The following is an 18,911-nucleotide window of genomic DNA, read 5'->3' as shown; positions in this document are numbered from 1 at the left end:
CATTTCCCCGCAGTGCCATTAGAATGCCTGCCATCGGGTCACTGCCAACGGAATCGTCATGCCGCTTCACTCGCCGCTGTATTCGCAACGTTCGTTGGTCCTCACGCTCATCGCGTTGCTGGGCGCAGGCTTTCTGGCGACTTCGTTCCTCAGTTACTACGCCTCGCGAGCGTCCATCCGCGACAGCATCGTCAACACCGAACTGCCGCTGACATCGGACACGGTCTACTCGGAAATCCAGAAAGATCTTGTCAGACCGATCCTGATTTCTTCGATGATGTCCCGCGACACCTTCATGCGTGACTGGGTGGTAAACGGCGAGCAAGACCCCGAGAAAATGACCCGTTACCTCAACGAGGTCATGACCCACTACGGCGCCTACACGGCATTTTTCGTCTCCAACACCAGCCTCACTTACTACCACGCCAAGGGCGTGCTCAAACAGGTCAAGTCCACTGAACCCCGCGATGCCTGGTATTTCCGCGTCCGCGACATGGCCGATCCCTACGAGATCAACGTCGACCCGGACCTGGCCAACAAGGACAACCTGACCTTCTTCATCAACTACAAGGTCTACGACTACAACAACCGCTTCATCGGCGCCGCGGGCGTGGGTCTGACAGTCGATGCGGTGATCAAGCTGATCGACAAATATCAGCAGCGCTACCAGCGCAGCGTGTATTTCGTCGACAACTTCGGCCGCCTGGTGCTCACCGGCGCCGAGGGCGGCCCGCAAGGCGCACACATCGGCCAGAAACTCGGCGAACTCGACAGCATGAAAGGCCTGGTCAGCCAGCTGCCAAAACCCCACAGCGGCAGCTACGAATATTCCGTCCACGGCCAGGGACATTTCCTCAACGTGCGGTTCATTCCGGAGCTGAACTGGTACCTGTTCGTCGACAAGCGTGAAGACGGTGCCCTCAGTGAAATCCGCCAGTCGCTGTACCTCAATCTGCTGATTTGCCTGTTCGTCACGCTGATCGTGCTGGTTCTGCTCAACCGGGTGATCAAGCGTTACCAGGGCAAGATCCAGGCGCAAGCGACGCTTGATAGCCTAACCGAACTGCCGAACCGCCGGGGCTTCGACCTGCTGGCGGCACAAGCCATGCTCGAAGCCCAGCGCGAGCCCAAGCCGCTGACCGCGTTATTGCTGGATCTGGACCACTTCAAGGTCTTGAACGACACCTACGGTCACTTGGCCGGCGATCAGGTGCTGATCGGCTTCGCGCGGGATCTGCAGAGTTGCCTGCGGCACTCCGACATCGTCTGCCGCTGGGGGGGTGAAGAGTTCATCGTGTTGCTCAAGGACACCGACGGTGAGACCGGTCTGATGATCGCCGAGAAAATTCGTCAACATGTCGAGCAACAGCGTTATGCCTACGACGGCAAGGAACTGCAGCTGACAGTCAGCATCGGCCTTACCACCTTGCAGGTCGATGAAACCTTGCACACCCTGCTGTCTCGGGCCGATCATGCGATGTACCGCGCCAAACAGGCCGGCCGTAACCGAACCTGCGTGGAAATGCCTCACTCCAGTTATGAATAAGCCTGCATGAACAAGCCTGACCAATGCCCCGCCTGCGGCGCCTCCAACGCCTGCACCCTGGCCGACCCGCGCACCGTCGATCAGGCGTGCTGGTGCTTTGGCGTCAGTATCGATCCGGCGGTGCTCGAAGCGCTGCCGGCCGAACTGCGCGACAAGTCCTGCTTGTGCCCGCGTTGCGCCGAAGTCGAGGCGCAGTTGTAAGCAGCCACCCTGCTGATCACGTAAGATACGCGCCCCTTTTCCTGGTGAACCACAGCCATGCGCGTTGACCGTTTCCTCAGCAACCTGCCGCGCTTCAACCGTAAGCAGGTGCGCCTGTTGCTGGTGGAAAAGCGCGTTCGGGTTGACGGAAAAGTCGTCAGCGACCCGCATGCCGAGGTGCTCGAGTTCAGTCGCGTCGAGGTCGATGACGAAGTGCTGCAAATCGGCAAACCTGCACGCTACTTCATGCTGCACAAACCGCCCGGCTGCGTCAGCGCCACCCGCGACCCGGAGCACCCGACCGTACTAGACCTGATCCATGAGCCGGACAGCGATGACCTGCACATCGCCGGGCGCCTGGATTTCAACACCACCGGCCTGATGCTGATCACTAACGACGGCAGCTGGTCGAGGCGCCTGACCCAACCGCAGACCAAACTGCCCAAGGTCTATTACGTCGAGACCGAGCAGGAGATTGGCCCGCAATACGCACTGAAATTCACCGAAGGCCTGTACTTCGCCTTCGAAGACCTCACCACGCAACCCGCCGAGCTGATCGTGCTCGGGCCGAAGTCAGCGCGTCTGAGCATCGTCGAGGGCCGGTATCACCAGGTGAAGCGGATGTTCGGCCACTTCGACAACAAGGTGCTGCGCTTGCACCGCGAAAGCATGGGCCCGCTGGTGCTCGATAACGCGCTAAAACCGGGCGAGTACCGCGCATTGCGCACCGAAGAGATCCATTTGATCTAAGCAGCCTACCGCTCAGCAGAAGTTGTCGAACAATTTACGAATGACACTTGCGCGATGACGTGACCCCTGCTTGAATCAGGACGTCGGCCGAAATGTGACCGACAAGTCACAACATACTTCTAAGAAACTTTTTGCCGGTTAGAGAACCCTCAGGTTCCGCCTCAGACCGGCAGACTGCCCGCCAATAACAATACCCGTCGACCTGCTGTAACGGATCGACATGGGCCTCCAAATTTCAGGCGTATGCCTACCTGTCACAAAGCTCGTGCAATCTCATTTGCGCGCATACCCGCTTGCTTGGAGTCTGATGACATGAGGCCAGAAATCGCTGTGCTGGATATACAGGGTCAGTATCGGGTTTACACGGAGTTCTATCGCGCAGACGCCGCAGAGAAGACCATCATCCTGGTCAACGGCTCGATGGCCACGACTGCGTCGTTTGCACAAACCGTGAAAAATCTTCACCCGCAGTTCAATGTGGTTTGCTACGACCAGCCCTACGCGGGCAAGTCAAAAGCCCACAACCTGCATGAGAAATTGCTGACCAAGGAAGTCGAAGGGCAGATCCTCCTGGAGCTGATCGACCACTTCGCCGCCGAACACGTGCTGTCGTTTTCCTGGGGTGGCGCCGCGACCCTGGTCGCCCTGGCCCAGCAGCCACGGCGCATCGAAAAAGCCGTGATCAGCTCGTTCTCCCCGGAGATCAACGCGCACATGCTCGACTACCTCGAGCGCGGCATCGACTACCTCGGCAGCCGGGATGGCGATCGGGTCGGCAACCTGGTGAACAGCACCATCGGCAAACACTTGCCGACACTGTTCAAACGTTTCAACTATCGCCACGTCAGCTCGCTCGCCGAGCATGAATACGGGCAGATGCACTTCCACATCAGCGACCTGCTCCACAGCGATCGCCAGTGCTTCCTCAAGGCCGCAGAAAAAATCAACGTACCCGTGCTGTTCATGAACGGCGAATGGGACGAATACACCGCCGCCGATGGCGCCCGGTTGTTCGCCAACCACGTGCAAAACGCCACCTTCAGCACCTTGCAGGCTACCGGCCACTTTCTCGACATGGAGCACAAAGCTGCCTGCCGAGACAGCCGCGACGCATTGCTGGGCTTCCTGAAACCGGCGCAACACGCCAGCCGACCGCGTTACCACTACGTCCAGGACCAACATGCATTGGCCATCTGAAACAGCGTCATCGCGAGCAAGCTTCGCCCTACAGTGTTGAACGCATTCCTGTAGGCGCGAGGCTTGCCTGTGATAGATCGTTTCACCTGCGCTAAACGCATCGCGCGCAAAGAAAAACTTCATTTCCACGCGCACATCTGGTACAAAGTCAGCCGCTCTGAGCGGGTGTCGTATAATGGCATTACTCCAGCTTCCCAAGCTGATAACGAGGGTTCGATTCCCTTCACCCGCTCCAATCGAATTTTTGTCTCACGTTGTTTTTTGACGGGGGATGCAGGTAAATAAAAAACCGGCCTTGATGGCCGGTTTTTTTGTGGGTGGGGTTTGTGTTTCAGGGCGGAAATTAGCGTTTTCGCGCAAAAGTGATGTTTTGTTAGCGTTTTTCTTGCCTCATTAACAGATTTCATCATTGCAAGTCGGTTTCACACCCCTTGCGAAGCATTGCGGCATGGCACGGTGAAAAGCCATTTATCGCACGCCGCAAGAGGTCAAGGCGGAGCTGAGAACGGCGAGCATCCTCAAGGGTGGCAGGGTTGTATTCAACATCGGCGGCAACAAATATCGAGTGATTCTGGCAATCGACTTTCTGCGACAGCTTGGTTTCATACGATTCGTCGGCACCCACGCCCAATATGATCAGATCAACGCGGAGACCGTGTAATGGACATTAAACCGATTCGCAGCCAAGAAGATCTGACCGCTGCATTTGCTCGTATAGAGCAACTGTGGGGGGCAGACATTGGTTCGCCTGAAGGTGATGAGCTGGAAATTCTGGCGCTGCTCATCGAAAAGTACGAAGACGAGCATTACCCAATGCCGCCCTCCGATCCGATTGAGGCCATTAAATTTCGTATGGACCAGCAAGGCCTGACTCCTCGCGACCTGGAACCCTTCATTGGTACGAGCGGGCGCGTGTCCGAAGTGCTGAACCGCAAGCGCAAACTGAGCTTGTCGATGATCAAACGTCTGCACGACGGGTTGCGGATACCTTACGAAAGTTTGCTTGCGGGTGTTGCCTGATGTGCAGCCCTGACAAAAAACCGGTCCTTGATGGCCGGTTTTTTGTAGGTGGGATTCAGGTGATTTTTCCTGCTGAGGAAGTGGCAGAAATCTGCGTACAGGCTTAAATCATTGCAAGGACGGGACACTGCGTCAGCGTCTCTATTCTTTCCGCTCTACCATCTGCTTTATTTTTACGGCCTTTTCAAAATGGTCGAGCTTGTGCTCAGCGATCCACCATTGGGCAGCTTCCATTAAAAGCACTGGATCATCATTTTTGTTCGCGAAGAAAGCATAGAAAGAGAGCCCGACAGTCGGCCCCTTCTGCTCCATTTTCTTGTTGCAAACCTCGATCATCTTTTCCCTCAAGCTTTCTCGCATGATTTCTCTCAATCCATTAATGGTCTCGGTCGCGGCCAAATTCGGTACCAATTGCCCATCTTTTGGGGCTTCGAGCGAAGCCGACTTTCAGAAAGGCAAGGTCCTACACGACGGTGGGAATTGTCCGTAGACTTGCGCATTGCTGTCCATTTGCATCGAGGCCTATAGTCGAGCCGGCGCCAAAATGGCGCTTCGGGTTTGGCGACTCGATCCAATGAACAAAAGCTTCCGAGCAGTTTTCGGATCGCTTTAAAGCACTTGGCTGCCTGCTTTTTGGTGGCTGTGCGCGGGAGACCTTCGGGTCTGCCGGGTTGTCCATTGTCCGGTTCGCCAACCTGCGTACAGCTGCCACCCTTTTCGTTTGGCGACGATTGAGTGGTAGACCTCTTAACCCAATGGAGCTCTACTCATGAACGAATACATGGCTTTAACCAGCAACGCCGACGACCTTCCCTCCCTGTTCGTCAACACCACGCAACCGCTGCATTCACTGCTCAGCACCGCCAGTTACAGAATCAGGGCCGTGACGCAGATTCTCGAAAATCTCGCAATGCGAGGCGACATTATCACCGATGCGGTCATCCTCAGCGACTTTGCATTGCTCTGTTGCGTGCCCTTGCGCGACGGTTGTGATGTGCTGGATGTCATTGCTCGACGTATGGATGCAGAACCGTCTTGACGTGATTTGGGGGCGCCTTTCGGGGTGTCCTCAATTTGTAGCAGCTGGCGAAGCCTGCGTTCGGCTGCGCAGCAGTCGTAAAACCTGAGCGCGAGGTCCTTCTGAAATACCACATTGTCCGATTTCACGACTGCTTCGCAGCCGAACGCAGGCTTCGCCAGCTGCTACAGTTTGTGTCGTTCCTTAACTAATCGGCATTAACCGAACTGCCATTTTTTATCTGATGGACCTCGCTTACAAATCCCCAACGCTCAACCCGTTTCCCCTCATCGCCCAACCCGCTAGCATCTCCCCTATCTTCAACTCCCCTCTCCCTTGCGCGGCCATCGACGAACACGCGCCATCACTCTTCGAGGGAACCCAATCGGCCGCACATCAAGTGCCGCCCATGAACGATCTCAACAGAGCCTTCCAAACATGACTCAAAACATCTACGACGACCCAGCATTTTTCCAGGGCTACAGCCAGATGGCTCGCTCCATCGGCGGCCTCGATTCAGCTCCCGAATGGCCTGCGCTCAACGCAATGCTGCCGCCCATGAAAGGCCTGAAGGTGGTCGATCTCGGCTGCGGTTACGGCTGGTTCTGCCGCTGGGCCAGTGAACACGGCGCCGATAGCGTGCTCGGTCTGGACGTCTCGGAAAAAATGCTGGAGCAGGCACGCAGGACGACGTCGCAAACCAATATCCAATACGCCCGCGCCGATCTGGAACAACTCGACCTGCCCGCAACCAGTTTTGACCTCGCCTACAGCTCTCTGGCGCTGCACTACATCAAGGATCTCACAGGTCTGTTCGCCAAAATCCATGAGGCCCTGAAACCCGGTTCACGCTTCGTATTTTCCATCGAGCACCCAATCTTCATGGCGCCGCGCAATCCGGGCTGGCTGATTGATAGCGAAGGGAACAAGCGCTGGCCGCTGGACAGCTATCAACGGGAAGGCGAACGGGTGACCAACTGGTTGGCCGAAGGCGTGATCAAACAGCACCGCACCATAGGCACGTTGCTGAATACGCTGATTGGCGCAGGTTTCAGCATCCGACAGGTCAACGAATGGGGCCCGAGCGATGCCGAGGTGGCGGCGCAACCGGCCCTGGCCGAAGAGCGGGAGCGGCCGATGATGTTGCTGGTCAGCGTGCAGCGCTGAGGGTCACGCCGGGTCATCGTAATGTTTGCGTATGAATTCTCGATACCCGGTAAAGACAACGTATCGCCGCGTTGGGCGTGTCCAAGGATGCCTTATTCTGCCGGCTCACCTTTCACCTAGAGATCAACATGGACAATTCAGAGTTGGGGATCATGATCATTTCGATGATTGGGTTGTTCGGCTTTGCTTCGTTTATTTTTGAGTACTTGAGTGCCCGGCAAAGGGACAGATGACGTTCTGCTTGATCTGTCCCTTTCTGCGCTAGCGAGTCGCGACGATAAACAACCGCGGGAACGGCAACAGCACCGAACCATCGCTCAGCGCCGGATAAGCCCGCTCGATGGCGGCTTGGTACTGCTTGAGGTATTGCGCCTTCTCGGCGTCATTCAGCGGCTCGAGAAACGGCCGCAAGCCGCTGCCCTTGAACCACTCGACCACGCCCGATGCACCGCCCGCGAGCGGGTGATGGTAAGTGGTGCGCCACACGTCGACTCGCGCACAGTGCTGTCTCAGCATCGAGTAATACTCGCTGGCACTCGCCATGTCCGTGCGTTGCCCGGCGGCGTCCGCCAACTTGCTGGCCCACGGCCCATCGGCAGCGACTTCGCGCATCAGCCGATGGGACGGCTCGTTGAGGTTGTCGGGCATCTGAATGGCCAGGCTGCCGCCTTGGGTCAGTCGGGCGGCCAGCGATGGCAGTAACATTGCGTGGTCGGGCACCCACTGCAACACCGCGTTGGCGAAAATTACATCGAAGGGCCCCGGTTCGTTCCAGGTGTCGATGTCAGTCGTGTCGAATTGCAGCTGAGGCAAGCGCTTGCGGGCAGCCTCGATCATATCGGTCGAACTGTCCAGGCCACGCACCGTGGCATCGGCGAAGCGCTCCACCAGCAACTCGGTCGAATTGCCGGGGCCGCAACCGATGTCGATGGCCGAACGTGCGTCCACAGACGGAATCGCCGCGAGCAAATCACGGGCCGGGCGGGTGCGTTCATCTTCAAAAGCGACGTATTGTTTGGCGGACCAACTCATTGCGTTCTCCTGTCGGTGCGTTGTTGTGGCCAGCGGCGCACAACCGGTTCGCTACGATACCTCGACCGGCGCGCCCTGCCCTATCCGACCTATGGCGCAAGAGGTTTTGAGTGAGCGGTTTTTTATCGCCAAATCATCGGAGGTCATAACTATATCGACCGTTCGTCGAGCGACAGGCCCATCAATTTTGACAGCCTATGTTTCGCATCTATAGTCCTAATCGCGGCCTGTCGGAAGGAACCCGACTTATCAATTTGCACGCAGGAGCAAGGCCAATTTATCTCCCGTGATCGGTGGGTTCCGCCCGTAGTGTTTTCGCAACGGCCGCAAGGCAAGCAAGCGTTGTTGTGCCTGGAAAGATGCCAGGCATTCACTATGAAAATGGAGCGTTACTATGTCTCGAGTCACGGATGTACTTGTTTCAATCGACACTGAAACCATTCTGAAAAACTACCCGAACATCAGCAAAAATCCCGCTTCGCCGACGTTAATCGATGTCAATCATGTGTACATGGTGACCAACCGGGACAACGTAATCAATGGTCAGGCCGGTGGCGAACTGAATTTGAAAGCTCAGGTGGGTGATCTGATTCGCTGGCGTGAAACCAGCCTGTCGCAGAGCTTTGAGACGGCAGTGATTTTCTACAAATTCATTGGCAACGTCGGCAATGAATTGATCTCCACCCCCACGCCACGCAAGGCTACCGCCTGCGTCGCCGTTCCCAACACCAGCAACCCGTCGGTGCCGAGCTGCCAGAAAGTCGATAACCATTACTGGTCTTCGGAAACCCTGTCGTGCGGCAGCGTGACCTACCACTTCCACTTCCTGATCGTGGATCGCGACTGCAAGATAGTTGGTTGCTGCTCGTGGGATCCGTTCATTACCATCCGTAACTGACGATGGTCTGGCCCCTTGGCAACAAGGGGCCTGCCGAGTTCGTTGCCGCCTCGACAGGAACGGGATGTCTTGCATGAACCGAAGCGGCTGCCGTAGTGCATCAACATCATGAAAGGAATCCATGATGACTTCCGAACCGATCAAATCCCCTTCATCCAGTATCGCGACTGCCCACAATGTGTTGCTGGTTGTCGATGCCGAGTCGCTGCTTTTACGCTATCCAGCCCCCAGTCTTGAGCCGGAAAACCCGACGTTGATTGCAGATGGCTTCATCTTTTCCATCAACGGATCTCCGATACCACAAAGTGCAATAAATGACAGCTCTATTACGCTAACCTTCGGCACAGGACCGGCTTTCCGTATCCGCAGCAGAACCGTCAGTTTGCTCGCTGAGCACAGCGTGGTGTTTTACGGGATGTCTGTTGGCGATGCCGGCGTACTTTCGACGCCTGAATTGGTGGTTAAGGAAAACCTGACCGTGCCTGCACCCGATCCTGAAAACCCGACCGAACCGGGCAGCCATACGGCCGATGATCATTATTGGCAGTGCACGCAATTGGCCGCTGGGGTTGAGGCGTGCGAGCTGAACTTTATGCTGATTGATAAAAGCTGCGAAGCGCTGGGGTACTTCCGCTGGGCGGTTGATGTGAAGTTGACGGACTGATCCAGTATCAGGATTTTGCCTGTCATATAAATCGACGCGATCTGTAGTAGCTGGCGAAGCCTGCGTTCGGCTGCGCAGCAGTCGTAAAACCTGAGTTTGCGGTCTTCCTGAAACACCGCACTGTTTGATTTCACGACTGCTGCGCAGCCGAACGCAGGCTTCGCCAGCTGCTACAAAATTTCGTCGAGACCAAATGTAAGTAGAATTTTCAACCCGCCGTCGCTGTCTGAAAATCAGGCGCATCCTTATAAGGAACACGGCAATGAAATTCGCAAAAATCTCGCAGAAGCTCGCCCTGTGGGCCGGCAGTCCCAAGACGTTTATGGGGGCTTTGATTCTGATTGCGCTGTGGGGGTTGAGCGGGCCGATTTTTGATTACAACGATACCTGGCAGCTGATCATCAACACATCCACAACAATCATCACGTTCCTGATGGTGTTCCTGATCCAGAACACGCAGAACCGCGACACCGACATCCTGCACCTGAAAATCGATGAGTTGCTGCGGGTAAACAAGGAAGCGCAGAACGCGATGCTGGGGCTTGAGGCACTGGACCTCAAGCAACTGGAGGCGCTGCGTAAACACTATCGCGCTATGGGCGAAAAAGAAGTGCATGGCCTGGCAGGGCTGGCGGCTTCGAGCAAGCGCAAACAGGATTTGAATGAGTGCTGAGCACAAACAAAACGGCGCGTGATGTGAATCACGCGCCGTTTGCGTCCAACACCGTTAATCGCCTGGTCTAACGACTGGCCTGCAACGCTCTGGCCATTTCCAGGTGGTTCTGCAGTTTGGGTAAGGTTTCCTCAGCGAAGGCTTTGATTTCCGGGACGTCGGTGGTCTGAGCGACTTGTTGAAGCTGCTCGATGGCTTCCTGGGTCGTCTTCACCTGACTGGCGGTATAAGCCTGGTCAAAGGAGGTACCGTCCTTCACTTCCGGCATCAACGCTTTGGCCTTGTCGACCACTTCTTCCCGAGGGGCCACCGGCAAATCCAGCTGCTTGGCGATTTTCGCCAGATGCTGGTTGGCGGTCGTACGGTCGTTGATGACCACGATGGTGTAATCCTTGACCTCTTTGGATTCGGTTTTCTGGTGCGCCAGGCGACTGGCTTCGATGTCGGCCATGCCTTTGGCCGAGGCGTCGTTGATGAATTCGGCGGGCGACTGGGCGAAGGCACTGTTGGCAAACAGGCCCAGCAACGTGACAAAACTGGCAGTGCGTAATCGGGTGGCCATCCGGCTCATGGTCGCGCCCTCCTTCTGAAAAAATTCAAGCGGGAGCTTTCGCCCCCGCCTCTCAATCAAAACTACCTTCACCGACTACTTCGATTTCTGACCGCCTTTACGGCCCATATCGGGTTTCGCAGGGTCTTTATCGACAGTCGTAGTGGTAGTTTTCCCACCTTTGCGACCGGCTTCAGACGCCTTCGTTCGATCGTTGGCGAAGTTTCCCGAGTTCGAGTTTCTTGAATTAGGCATGATTCTCTACCTCTTGGTGATGATCGCGGCGAGCAGGAGCCCGCATAGAATCTGAATTTCGATCGCCACAAAGGTTTAGAAAAGTTGGAATTGCCGCGACGAACGGTGGCTGGTTTTCAAACCCCGAGTCGCTGGTGATTTCGGCGCTTGGCCGCGTACATGGCCTCATCGGCATGCCGGAAAAGCTGCTTTTCTTCGGTGCCATGCTCGGGGTAATGCGCGACGCCGATACTCGGCTGAATATTCACGTTGTGCCCGTCCAGACGCAGGGGTTGCGCCAGCACCTGACGGATTTTTCCCGCGACGTTGTCAGCGTCTTCCGACGCGTGAATGCTGTGCAACAACACCACGAACTCATCCCCACCAATGCGCGCCACCGTGTCGGTCTCGCGCACACAGCCCTTGAGCCGATTGGCCACCGCTTGCAACAGCATGTCGCCGACCGCATGGCCGTGGGTGTCGTTGACTTCCTTGAAGCGGTCGAGGTCGACGTACAGCAATGCCATCCGTCCGGAATCCGTGCGAGCCAGCGCCAGTGAGTCTTTGAGCCGGTCGCGCAGCAACGCACGGTTGGGCAATTGCGTCAGTTGATCGTATTGGGCCATGCGTTGCAGGCGGGCATGCAATTGTTTGCGCTCGATCGCGGTGGCGACCTGGGCACAGACGTATTGCAGCAATTCCTTGTCTTGCTCGGTGTAGCGCTCGCCACCCGGCACACTTTTGACGATCAGCGCGCCGATGGTGCCGTTTTGCGAATTCAACGGCACCCCCAGCCAGCAAGGTGCATCCGGCCCGGCGACCAGCACCTCGAACCCTTCTGGCGGGTTGTCCTGGTCCGGGGTCAGCAACATCGGCAGGCCGCTGCGAATCACTTCGGCGCAGAGGCGGCCGGTGATGGTTCCGGGCTGCTCGGGTTGCAGCTCGTGGTCATTGACGTGATACGGGAAATGCAGCTGCGCGCAGTGCTCGTCATACAGCGCCACGGAGAAATTCAGCGCCGGCAGCCATTCGCCAATGATCAAATGGACCCGCTCGAACAACGCCAGCAAATCTTCCGCCGCGTGGGCCGCTTCGGAGATTGCGTACAACGCCGCTTGTCGGGACTCGGCCTGCTTGCGCTCGGTAATGTCCCGGGCCACGGCAATGCGCAATTGGTCGACTTCAGACCAGCGCGCCGACCACAGGATATGCACCACGCCGCCGTCCTTGCGCAGGTAGCGGTTTTCGAAGTTGAGTTTGGGATCGCCGCCCATGATCTCGCGCGCGGCGTCGAGGGTGCGCTGGCGATCGGCGGGATGCACCATGTCAATCATCGGTCGGCCGATCAGTTCGTCCGCGGTGTAACCGAAAATACGCTCACACGCCGCACTGACAAATACGAAGCGACCTTGTTTATCCACCGCACAGACGGCGTCCAGCAACAGATCGATGTAGCTCGCCAACGGCGCGGAATTTCTGGTTGCCATGGTGCGATGAGCGTGTCCGGACAATGCAGCAAAAAGAACCCTCCCTGACCGTTCAGTACAGCTGACGCATCCGTGCGCTCAACCTCAAGCCTTGTTCGTCACCAGCCCTGGCAGTGCATGAGCGAGGGCATTGATGGCGAAACCGATAAACATCACCCCGCATAACCGGGTGATTGCCAGTTCATGGCGCTGATACAAGGTGCGAACCTGCCGGGCACCGACAATGCCAATGAGGATAGCGTAGGCCATGAGGCCACCGACAAAGCTCAAGACAATCAACCACGGCAACATTGACCAGTGCAACAACTCCGCACGACTCGACAACAGCGCCGTGAACGTCGCCACCGCCACGGGGTAAGCCTTCGGATTGGTCAGGCCGAACAGAATGCCGTGCCAAAAGGGCTGGCGAGCCGGGCCTTGAGGTGCGTCGGCGCTGCTGCGCTTCGCCCGTATCGCGCGCAAGCCGAGCCAAAACAGGTACAGACCGCTGAGCACGCCCAACACATCGAACGCCGTACTGCCGATTTCCCGTGCGCCGACGATGGCGATCAGCGCCGTGCTGCACCAGACCACGTCCCCCAACAAATGCCCACAGAGAAACCCTGCCCCAGCCCGCCGTCCACGCGCCGCACCGATGCCAAACACCGCCAACACACCCGGCCCCGGCGTGATGCCGTAGATAAAACCCGAGGCGAGAACGGCCATTAGCAGCGATGGGGTCATTGGAAAACCTTTTAACTATTCGGTGAATGGGCGCAAGTCTATATCAGGTCCCGGGAATAACGACTGACTGATCGTCGAAGAACTTCATTCCCGCGTACGGACGCTCGCGGCAGGCTGCCAGCCGGGACGCCAGGTCCCCAACGTGGGCTTCGAGCTTGTGGCCGTCCGGGTCGAGGAAATAGAAGGACGCGCCTTCGCTGCGGTTGTCGCGCCATTCCTGCACGTTGGCGGATCGCAGGTGTTCGACGAACACAGGGAAATCCATCGCGCTGATGGTGAACGCGTAATGGCTGTAGTCGGCGGCGGGTTCCGAGTTGCGCAGCGGATCAACGGATAGGCACAGCCACAAACCCGGTAACGAGAGATAGGCGCCCGTGTCCCAAGAAGCTTCGAGGCGTAGTTGCAGCAGGTCTCGATAGAACGCCACGCTGCGGTCCAGGTCGGTGACGGCGAGGGTCAGGTGGTTGAGGCCAGTGAGCAATTTGTTTACCTCAACGGTTATTTGATGGGCCGGTAGTAAGATCGCTACGCACTATCCCCTCCCCAATCCGCCCATTCAACCAGTTCAACGCCTGATCCCCGCCTCGCCGCTTGTGCCAGACCAGCACAAACGTAAACGACGGAATATGAAACGGCGGCGCAACCACGATCAACGAGCGCTCATCAATCTCGCGCAGTCCACGTGAAGCAACGGTAAGGATCAAGTCTGTGCCGCTGATGAATTCCGGGGCGACGCTCCAGTGCGGCAGGCTGATCGCGACGCGACGGCGTTCGCGCAACGTCGTCAGGGCTCGCTCGATTTCCGGGGTGCCGCTGCCGCGCATTTCCAGCAGGACGTGTGGCCGCGCGAGGTAGGTCGGCAAGTCGAGCACGCCATTGGCGGGCAAGCTGTTGCGGTCCACGAGGCAGGCGTAGTGCTCTTCGAAAAGCGGAGTACTACGCACCTCATTCGGCAGTTCTGGAAAGACACCCGCCGCGACGTCTATGTCCCCGTTGAGTACCGCATCGAGCATGCCTTCGCGGCTGGCGTGGCTGATTTGCAGGTCGATGCCCGGCGCTTCCCGGCGCAACGTCCGAATCAGCCCCGGCAGGACGATGGCGGCGCCATAGTCGGACATCGCCAGACGAAACGTACGCTTGGCCGTGGCCGGGTCGAAGGCGTTTGGCGCCAGCAGGGATTGCACTTGAGCGAGTGCTTCGGCCAAAGGCGCGATCAACTCCAGGGCTCGCGGGGTGGGTACGAGCGTGGCGCCCGCACGCACCAGAAGAGGATCGCCCAGCAAGTCGCGCAACCTCGCCAAGGCATGACTGACCGCCGGTTGGCTCAGGTGCAAGCGCTCGGCTGCCCGGGTGACGTGCTGCTCGCTGAGCAAGACGTCGAGGATTACCAGCAGGTTGAGGTCGATTCGCCGTAGATCATTCATCTGATGCATGTTCTGCATAGCCATTTGGAATTTAAATCTGCGCGACGAATACTCTAGAGTCCAGCAAAACCTGTTGGAGAATGAGCATGAGTACGTTGCATTGGGCCGGGCTGTTGCTGCTGGCCGTGGTGGCCGGGGCAGTGGTGCCGTTTCAGAGTGCGATCAACGCCAACCTCACGCGTGGGTTGGGTCATCCGTTGTGGGCGACGCTCGCGTCGTTGCTGGTGAGTATCGTGGTGTTGTTGCCGATCATGTTGGCGTTGCGCTTGCCGCTTCCGTCAATGGCGTTCATCAGCAAGGCGCCGTTGTGGATGTGGGCCGGTGGTGCGTTCGGGGTGTGTTTTATTTCGTTGGCGCTGATGCTGCTGCCCAAGCTTGGGGCGTCGGGGTTTATTGCGTTGGCGCTGGCGGGACAGGTGGTGGCTTCGCTGGTGCTGGATCACTTTGGGCTTTTTGGGCTGGTGGAGCGGCAGATGACCTTGCCGCGGGTGTTGGGGGCAGTTTTGTTGATAGCGGGGGTGGCGTTGATTCAGTTCAGTGCCACATCGGCGAAGGGGTTGGTGGCGGCGGGTTGAGCGGGGACTGTCAGGCCGCCTTCGCGAGCAAGCCCGCTCCGACAGTTGATCGGCGGCGTGGCACAGATCGAGTGTGGGAGCGGGCTTGCTCGCGAAGGCGGCCTGAACAGCACCGCAGATTCAGAACTTGTCGAGCGTGCGCAGCTTCTGCGGCAACCCCCACAGCAGCAGCGCAACGGCGATCAACGCGCAGACAGCAATGACATACAGCGCCGGGGTAGTGCTGCCAGTCAGGTCCTTGATCCGCCCGACCATGACCGGGCTGACGATGCCGCCGAACTGGCCGAGGGTGTTGATCACCGCGATCCCGCCAGCAGCCCCGGCGCCGGCACCGGCCAGCAGTTTTGGCGGCAGGGTCCAGAAGCTTGGGATGGACGCGATGATCCCGGCACCAAGCAAGCCCAGCGCGACAATCAGGAAGGTCGTGTGGTTGGCGAAGATCCCGGCGCAGAAGAAACCTACCGCACCCACCGCCACCAGCCCCGCGACAAACTTGCGCCGCTCCCCGGTCGAGTCGGACAGCCGCCCGATCACCACCATGCTGATGGCGCCGCAGATGTAAGGAATGGCGGTCAGCAAGCCGATCATCACCGGGCTCTCGGTGCCGGCACTGCGGATCAGTTGCGGCGCCCAGAAATTCAAGCCGTAGGACGCCACCTGAATCAGGAAGTAGATCAGCCCCAAGGTCAGGAATCCCGGGATCCGCAACGCGGCGAGCAGCGAGCCGCCGCTCTTGTGCGGTTCATGGTGCGCAATGCGGCTGGCCAGCAGGGTTTTCTCCGACGGCGTCAGCCAGTGGGCGTCTTCGATGCGGTCCTTGAGCAAGGTCAGCACCAGCAAACCAAGGCCAATGCAGGGCACGCCGCCCAGCAGGAACAGCCAGTGCCAGCCGCGCATGTCCATAAAGCCGTCGAGGTGTTGCAGCACCAACCCGGAGAACGGTGCACCGACCAGACCGGCAAACGCCGACGACAGGAACAGCATCGAGGTGATGCGACCGCGATAGTGCTGCGGGAACCACAGCGTCAGGTAATACAGCACGCCGGGGGCAAAACCGGCTTCCATCGCGCCGATCACGAAGCGCAGCGCGTAGAACTGCCATTCGCTGTTGACGAAGACCATCGCGGCGGTGGCGAGGCCCCAGGACATCATGATCCGGGCGATCCAGCGCCGGGCGCCGACCTTGTACAGCATCATGTTGCTCGGCACTTCGAAGATCACGTAACCGACCACGAACAGGCCGGCGCCGAGGCCGTAAGCAGTGTCGCTCAGGCTCAGGTCGGTCTGCAGCTGGAACTTGGCGAAGCTGATGTTGATGCGGTCGAAAAAGGCGAACAGGTAGCAGACCATGATCAGCGGCATCAGGCGCCAAGCGACCTTGCTGACCAGGGCTTTTTCTTCGTCGTGGTTAACGGACGGGCTCGCGCCCGCCTCCAGTACATTGAGGCTCATGGTGCTATCTCCAGGCGGACTTCCCTTGGGTGTCCGATTGTTTTTGTTGTCTGGTTGAGATGCTGCTTTCTGTAGGAGCGAGGCTTGCCCGCGAAGGCGATGTGTCAGGTCTCACCGCTGCTGAATGGCAGATCGCCTTCGCGGGCAAGCCTCGCTCCTACAGTGATTATTTGGTGAGTAAGGACGGGGTCGGGTGCAAATCACAGTTGCGTCCGGCCTTGGCCAGTTGACCAGGCACTTCGTGGCCCAGCAGTGCCGGCAAGCCTCGGGACAACTTCAGCAACAGCGGCAGGTCGATGCCGGTGTGAATGCCGATTTCATCGCACAGGTTGACCAGGTCTTCAGTGCAGATATTGCCCGAGGCGCCCGGAGCGAACGGGCAGCCGCCGAGACCGCCGAGGGCCGCGTCGAAGCGTCGGGCGCCGGCCTCGTAAGCGGCCAGCACGTTGCACAAACCGAGGCCTCGGGTGTTGTGGAAATGCAGGGTCAGATCAGCAGGCGAAACCCGCTGCAACACCCGTCGTACCAAGCGATCAACCTGGCGCGGATTGGCCATGCCGGTGGTGTCGGCCAGGGTAATGCCCTGGATTCCAAGCTCCTGGTAGGCCTCGACGATTTGCAGCACGCGATCCTCATCGATCTTGCCTTCAAACGGACAACCGAAAGTGGTGGCGATGCTGCCGTTGAGTCGCACCGACGTGCCACCAACGTATTGCACAATCTCGCCAAATGCAGCCAACGAGTCTTCGCAACGCATGCGCATGTTCGCCAGGTTGTGGGTCTGGCTGGCGGACATCACCAGGTTCAGCTCATCGGCCCGGGTTGCCAGCGCCCGTTGTGCGCCCTTGAGGTTGGGGATCAACGCGACGTAGATCACCCCCGGTTGCCGGGTAATGCCTTTGAACACCAACTCGCCATCGCGCAGCGCCGGAATGGCCTTGGGCGACACGAACGAGCCGGCCTCGATGCGGCTGAAACCCGCCAGCGAGAGCTGATCGATCAGGGCGATCTTGTCGACGGTTTCGACCCAGGTCGGCTCGATCTGCAAGCCGTCGCGGGGGGAGACTTCCTGAACGATCAGGGTCTCGGAAAAATCAGTGATCATTGCACCACCCCTTCGGCTTTCAGCCGTTCGATGTCCAGCGCCGTAAGGCCCAGCCCCGCGAGAATGCCGTCGGTGTGCTGGCCCAGACTCGGTCCGGACCAGTTCACGCCGCCGGGGGTCTCGGACATTTTCGGCACGATGCCCGGCATCTTCACCGTGGCGCCGCCAGGCAGGTCGGCGCTGAGTAGCATGTCCCGCGCCTGATAGTGCGGATCGGCGACGATGTCGGCGACGGAATAGATGCGCCCGGCCGGTACTTCGGCGGCTTCCAGCGCCGACAACACTTCATTGATCGGCAGGCTGCTGGTCCAGTGAGTGATCGCCGCATCAAGCACGTTACTTTTCAATGCACGACCGTCGTTATGAGCAAACTCCGGCGCGTCGGCCAGATCGCGACGACCGACCACTTCCATCAAACGCTTGTAGATCGGGTCGCTGTTGCCGGCGATCACCACGTAGGCGCCGTCAGCCGTCAGGTAAGTGTTGGACGGCGCGATGCCGGGCAAGGCACCGCCGCTGCGCTCACGCACATGGCCGAGCATGTCGTATTCCGGCACCAGGCTTTCCATGACGTTGAACACGCTTTCAGCCAGGGACACATCGACCACTTGTCCACCGCCCTGCCCGGTCTTGACCCGCAGCAGCGACATCAAGGCACCGATCACCGCGTGCAGCGACGCCAGGGAATCGCCGAGGCTGACGCCGACCCGCGCCGGAGGCGAATCGGGATTGCCGGTGGTGTAGCGGATCCCGCCCATGGCCTCGCCGATGGCGCCGAAACCCGGACGGTCGCGGTACGGGCCGGTCTGGCCATAACCGGAAATGCGCACCAGCGTCAGGTTGGGGTTGAGGGCGTGCAACACGTCCCAGCCCAGACCGAGTTTTTCCAAAGCGCCAGGGCGCAGGTTTTCGATCAGCACGTCGGCGCTGGTCGCCAGTTGCTTGACCAGTTCGATGCCTTCGGCGGATTTCAGATTGAGCGCCAGGGACTTCTTGTTGCGCGATTGCAGGTACCACCAGAGCGAGGTGCCTTCATGCAACTTGCGCCATTTGCGCAGCGGGTCGCCCTGGCCCATGGCTTCGATCTTGATCACTTCGGCGCCGAACTCGGCGAGCATGCGCGCGGCGAACGGCGCGGCGATCAGCGTGCCGATCTCGATCACTTTGATTGCACTCAAGGGGGCAGTCATCGCGG

At 58.6% G+C, this 18,911-nt stretch carries 22 protein-coding genes, 1 tRNA gene and 1 pseudogene; 13 read left to right on the top strand and 11 right to left on the bottom strand.

The annotated features are described in order from the left end of the window. The first annotated feature begins 58 nt into the window (after positions 1-58). The 7 genes and pseudogenes from ACA060_RS06605 (at position 59) to ACA060_RS06575 (ending at position 4,714) form a co-directional block, all read left to right on the top strand. Entirely contained in the window at positions 59-1,546 is a 1,488-nt protein-coding gene (locus tag ACA060_RS06605; protein ID WP_497316179.1) for a sensor domain-containing diguanylate cyclase, read from the top strand. A gap of 6 nt (positions 1,547-1,552) precedes the next feature. Continuing rightward, positions 1,553-1,747, top strand: a complete 195-nt coding sequence (locus ACA060_RS06600; RefSeq protein ID WP_094468699.1) for a cysteine-rich CWC family protein — start codon at positions 1,553-1,555, stop codon at positions 1,745-1,747. Positions 1,748-1,804: 57 nt separating this feature from the next. Beyond that, positions 1,805-2,497 (top strand): pseudouridine synthase, encoded by a 693-nt coding sequence (locus tag ACA060_RS06595; RefSeq protein ID WP_497316177.1) that lies wholly within the window; start codon positions 1,805-1,807, stop codon positions 2,495-2,497. Positions 2,498-2,809: 312 nt separating this feature from the next. After that, positions 2,810-3,694, top strand: coding sequence for an alpha/beta fold hydrolase (locus ACA060_RS06590; protein ID WP_109628374.1), 885 nt, complete (start codon positions 2,810-2,812; stop codon positions 3,692-3,694). 161 nt (positions 3,695-3,855) lie between these two features. Then, positions 3,856-3,929: transfer RNA gene (locus ACA060_RS06585), tRNA-Gly, on the top strand. Positions 3,930-4,154: 225 nt separating this feature from the next. Further along, positions 4,155-4,355, top strand: a pseudogene (locus tag ACA060_RS06580) (type II toxin-antitoxin system HigB family toxin); the annotation flags it as partial. Then, entirely contained in the window at positions 4,355-4,714 is a 360-nt protein-coding gene (locus ACA060_RS06575) for a helix-turn-helix domain-containing protein (RefSeq protein ID WP_403098909.1), read from the top strand. The pseudogene ACA060_RS06580 and the gene ACA060_RS06575, both read left to right, overlap by 1 nt. A 141-nt stretch (positions 4,715-4,855) precedes the next feature. Here the strand turns inward: ACA060_RS06575 and ACA060_RS06570 are convergent, their stop codons facing one another. Continuing rightward, positions 4,856-5,074, bottom strand: coding sequence for a DUF6500 family protein (locus tag ACA060_RS06570; protein ID WP_497316175.1), 219 nt, complete (start codon positions 5,072-5,074; stop codon positions 4,856-4,858). 409 nt (positions 5,075-5,483) lie between these two features. On the opposite strand from ACA060_RS06570, the gene ACA060_RS06565 reads away from it, so the two are divergent. Continuing rightward, positions 5,484-5,753 (top strand): short-chain dehydrogenase, encoded by a 270-nt coding sequence (locus ACA060_RS06565; protein WP_497316173.1) that lies wholly within the window; start codon positions 5,484-5,486, stop codon positions 5,751-5,753. A 417-nt stretch (positions 5,754-6,170) separates the two neighbouring features. Beyond that, positions 6,171-6,899: a class I SAM-dependent methyltransferase gene (locus ACA060_RS06560; RefSeq protein WP_497316171.1), complete on the top strand. Its 729-nt coding sequence runs from the start codon at positions 6,171-6,173 to the stop codon at positions 6,897-6,899. Between the two features lie 261 nt (positions 6,900-7,160). Here the strand turns inward: ACA060_RS06560 and tam are convergent, their stop codons facing one another. After that, positions 7,161-7,931: a trans-aconitate 2-methyltransferase gene (gene tam, locus ACA060_RS06555; protein ID WP_497316169.1), complete on the bottom strand. Its 771-nt coding sequence runs from the start codon at positions 7,929-7,931 to the stop codon at positions 7,161-7,163. 394 nt (positions 7,932-8,325) lie between these two features. Here tam and ACA060_RS06550 point away from each other — a divergent pair, with 394 nt between their 5' ends. From ACA060_RS06550 to ACA060_RS06540, 3 genes are all read left to right on the top strand, one after another. Then, positions 8,326-8,829 (top strand): inclusion body family protein, encoded by a 504-nt coding sequence (locus ACA060_RS06550; RefSeq protein WP_090181110.1) that lies wholly within the window; start codon positions 8,326-8,328, stop codon positions 8,827-8,829. Between the two features lie 124 nt (positions 8,830-8,953). Next, a complete protein-coding gene (locus ACA060_RS06545; protein WP_497316167.1) occupies positions 8,954-9,493 on the top strand; it encodes an AidA/PixA family protein in 540 nt (179 codons plus the stop codon). A gap of 262 nt (positions 9,494-9,755) precedes the next feature. Continuing rightward, complete coding sequence (locus tag ACA060_RS06540; RefSeq protein ID WP_109628365.1) at positions 9,756-10,166, top strand: low affinity iron permease family protein; 411 nt, start codon at positions 9,756-9,758, stop codon at positions 10,164-10,166. A 67-nt stretch (positions 10,167-10,233) separates the two neighbouring features. Here ACA060_RS06540 and ACA060_RS06535 read toward each other — a convergent pair whose 3' ends face one another. The 6 genes from ACA060_RS06535 to ACA060_RS06510 all read right to left on the bottom strand — a co-directional run bounded on the left by ACA060_RS06535 (position 10,234) and on the right by ACA060_RS06510 (position 14,593). After that, positions 10,234-10,737: a DUF4142 domain-containing protein gene (locus tag ACA060_RS06535; protein ID WP_497316165.1), complete on the bottom strand. Its 504-nt coding sequence runs from the start codon at positions 10,735-10,737 to the stop codon at positions 10,234-10,236. A gap of 75 nt (positions 10,738-10,812) precedes the next feature. After that, positions 10,813-10,971: a KGG domain-containing protein gene (locus ACA060_RS06530; protein ID WP_010462447.1), complete on the bottom strand. Its 159-nt coding sequence runs from the start codon at positions 10,969-10,971 to the stop codon at positions 10,813-10,815. Between the two features lie 116 nt (positions 10,972-11,087). Beyond that, a complete protein-coding gene (locus ACA060_RS06525) occupies positions 11,088-12,437 on the bottom strand; it encodes a sensor domain-containing protein (protein WP_497316163.1) in 1,350 nt (449 codons plus the stop codon). Positions 12,438-12,521: 84 nt separating this feature from the next. Beyond that, complete coding sequence (locus tag ACA060_RS06520; protein ID WP_010462451.1) at positions 12,522-13,160, bottom strand: LysE family translocator; 639 nt, start codon at positions 13,158-13,160, stop codon at positions 12,522-12,524. Positions 13,161-13,203: 43 nt separating this feature from the next. After that, the gene (fos, locus tag ACA060_RS06515) at positions 13,204-13,641 is read right to left on the bottom strand and encodes a fosfomycin resistance glutathione transferase (RefSeq protein WP_497316161.1); all 438 of its coding nucleotides are present in this window, start codon (positions 13,639-13,641) and stop codon (positions 13,204-13,206) included. 10 nt (positions 13,642-13,651) lie between these two features. Beyond that, a complete protein-coding gene (locus ACA060_RS06510; RefSeq protein WP_497316159.1) occupies positions 13,652-14,593 on the bottom strand; it encodes a LysR substrate-binding domain-containing protein in 942 nt (313 codons plus the stop codon). Between the two features lie 77 nt (positions 14,594-14,670). Here ACA060_RS06510 and ACA060_RS06505 point away from each other — a divergent pair, with 77 nt between their 5' ends. Continuing rightward, the gene (locus ACA060_RS06505) at positions 14,671-15,159 is read left to right on the top strand and encodes a DMT family transporter (protein ID WP_497316157.1); all 489 of its coding nucleotides are present in this window, start codon (positions 14,671-14,673) and stop codon (positions 15,157-15,159) included. A 120-nt stretch (positions 15,160-15,279) separates the two neighbouring features. Here the strand turns inward: ACA060_RS06505 and ACA060_RS06500 are convergent, their stop codons facing one another. From ACA060_RS06500 to ACA060_RS06490, 3 genes are all read right to left on the bottom strand, one after another. Then, entirely contained in the window at positions 15,280-16,611 is a 1,332-nt protein-coding gene (locus ACA060_RS06500; RefSeq protein ID WP_497316155.1) for an MFS transporter, read from the bottom strand. A gap of 166 nt (positions 16,612-16,777) precedes the next feature. Further along, on the bottom strand, positions 16,778-17,716 hold the full coding sequence (locus tag ACA060_RS06495) for a hydroxymethylglutaryl-CoA lyase (protein ID WP_497316153.1): 939 nt from the start codon (positions 17,714-17,716) through the stop codon (positions 16,778-16,780). Beyond that, positions 17,713-18,906, bottom strand: a complete 1,194-nt coding sequence (locus ACA060_RS06490) for a CaiB/BaiF CoA transferase family protein (protein WP_497316151.1) — start codon at positions 18,904-18,906, stop codon at positions 17,713-17,715. Before ACA060_RS06490 ends, ACA060_RS06495 begins: the two co-directional genes overlap by 4 nt. Positions 18,907-18,911 lie beyond the last annotated feature (5 nt).

It is taken from the genome of Pseudomonas sp. LBUM1671 (assembly GCF_059695685.1).
This window is presented reverse-complemented; position numbering and strand designations above follow the sequence as displayed.

Excerpts from the sequence above, each read along its gene's own strand:
- ACA060_RS06605 (WP_497316179.1), top strand. The coding sequence starts at position 59 with ATGCCGCTTCACTCGCCGCTGTATTCGCAACGTTCGTTGGTCCTCACG.
- ACA060_RS06600 (WP_094468699.1), top strand. The coding sequence starts at position 1,553 with ATGAACAAGCCTGACCAATGCCCCGCCTGCGGCGCCTCCAACGCCTGC.
- ACA060_RS06595 (WP_497316177.1), top strand. The coding sequence starts at position 1,805 with ATGCGCGTTGACCGTTTCCTCAGCAACCTGCCGCGCTTCAACCGTAAG.
- ACA060_RS06590 (WP_109628374.1), top strand. The coding sequence starts at position 2,810 with ATGAGGCCAGAAATCGCTGTGCTGGATATACAGGGTCAGTATCGGGTT.
- ACA060_RS06575 (WP_403098909.1), top strand. The coding sequence starts at position 4,355 with ATGGACATTAAACCGATTCGCAGCCAAGAAGATCTGACCGCTGCATTT.
- ACA060_RS06570 (WP_497316175.1), bottom strand. The coding sequence starts at position 5,074 with ATGCGAGAAAGCTTGAGGGAAAAGATGATCGAGGTTTGCAACAAGAAA.
- ACA060_RS06565 (WP_497316173.1), top strand. The coding sequence starts at position 5,484 with ATGAACGAATACATGGCTTTAACCAGCAACGCCGACGACCTTCCCTCC.
- ACA060_RS06560 (WP_497316171.1), top strand. The coding sequence starts at position 6,171 with ATGACTCAAAACATCTACGACGACCCAGCATTTTTCCAGGGCTACAGC.
- tam (WP_497316169.1), bottom strand. The coding sequence starts at position 7,931 with ATGAGTTGGTCCGCCAAACAATACGTCGCTTTTGAAGATGAACGCACC.
- ACA060_RS06550 (WP_090181110.1), top strand. The coding sequence starts at position 8,326 with ATGTCTCGAGTCACGGATGTACTTGTTTCAATCGACACTGAAACCATT.
- ACA060_RS06545 (WP_497316167.1), top strand. The coding sequence starts at position 8,954 with ATGACTTCCGAACCGATCAAATCCCCTTCATCCAGTATCGCGACTGCC.
- ACA060_RS06540 (WP_109628365.1), top strand. The coding sequence starts at position 9,756 with ATGAAATTCGCAAAAATCTCGCAGAAGCTCGCCCTGTGGGCCGGCAGT.
- ACA060_RS06535 (WP_497316165.1), bottom strand. The coding sequence starts at position 10,737 with ATGAGCCGGATGGCCACCCGATTACGCACTGCCAGTTTTGTCACGTTG.
- ACA060_RS06530 (WP_010462447.1), bottom strand. The coding sequence starts at position 10,971 with ATGCCTAATTCAAGAAACTCGAACTCGGGAAACTTCGCCAACGATCGA.
- ACA060_RS06525 (WP_497316163.1), bottom strand. The coding sequence starts at position 12,437 with ATGGCAACCAGAAATTCCGCGCCGTTGGCGAGCTACATCGATCTGTTG.
- ACA060_RS06520 (WP_010462451.1), bottom strand. The coding sequence starts at position 13,160 with ATGACCCCATCGCTGCTAATGGCCGTTCTCGCCTCGGGTTTTATCTAC.
- ACA060_RS06510 (WP_497316159.1), bottom strand. The coding sequence starts at position 14,593 with ATGCATCAGATGAATGATCTACGGCGAATCGACCTCAACCTGCTGGTA.
- ACA060_RS06505 (WP_497316157.1), top strand. The coding sequence starts at position 14,671 with ATGAGTACGTTGCATTGGGCCGGGCTGTTGCTGCTGGCCGTGGTGGCC.
- ACA060_RS06500 (WP_497316155.1), bottom strand. The coding sequence starts at position 16,611 with ATGAGCCTCAATGTACTGGAGGCGGGCGCGAGCCCGTCCGTTAACCAC.
- ACA060_RS06495 (WP_497316153.1), bottom strand. The coding sequence starts at position 17,716 with ATGATCACTGATTTTTCCGAGACCCTGATCGTTCAGGAAGTCTCCCCC.
- ACA060_RS06490 (WP_497316151.1), bottom strand. The coding sequence starts at position 18,906 with ATGACTGCCCCCTTGAGTGCAATCAAAGTGATCGAGATCGGCACGCTG.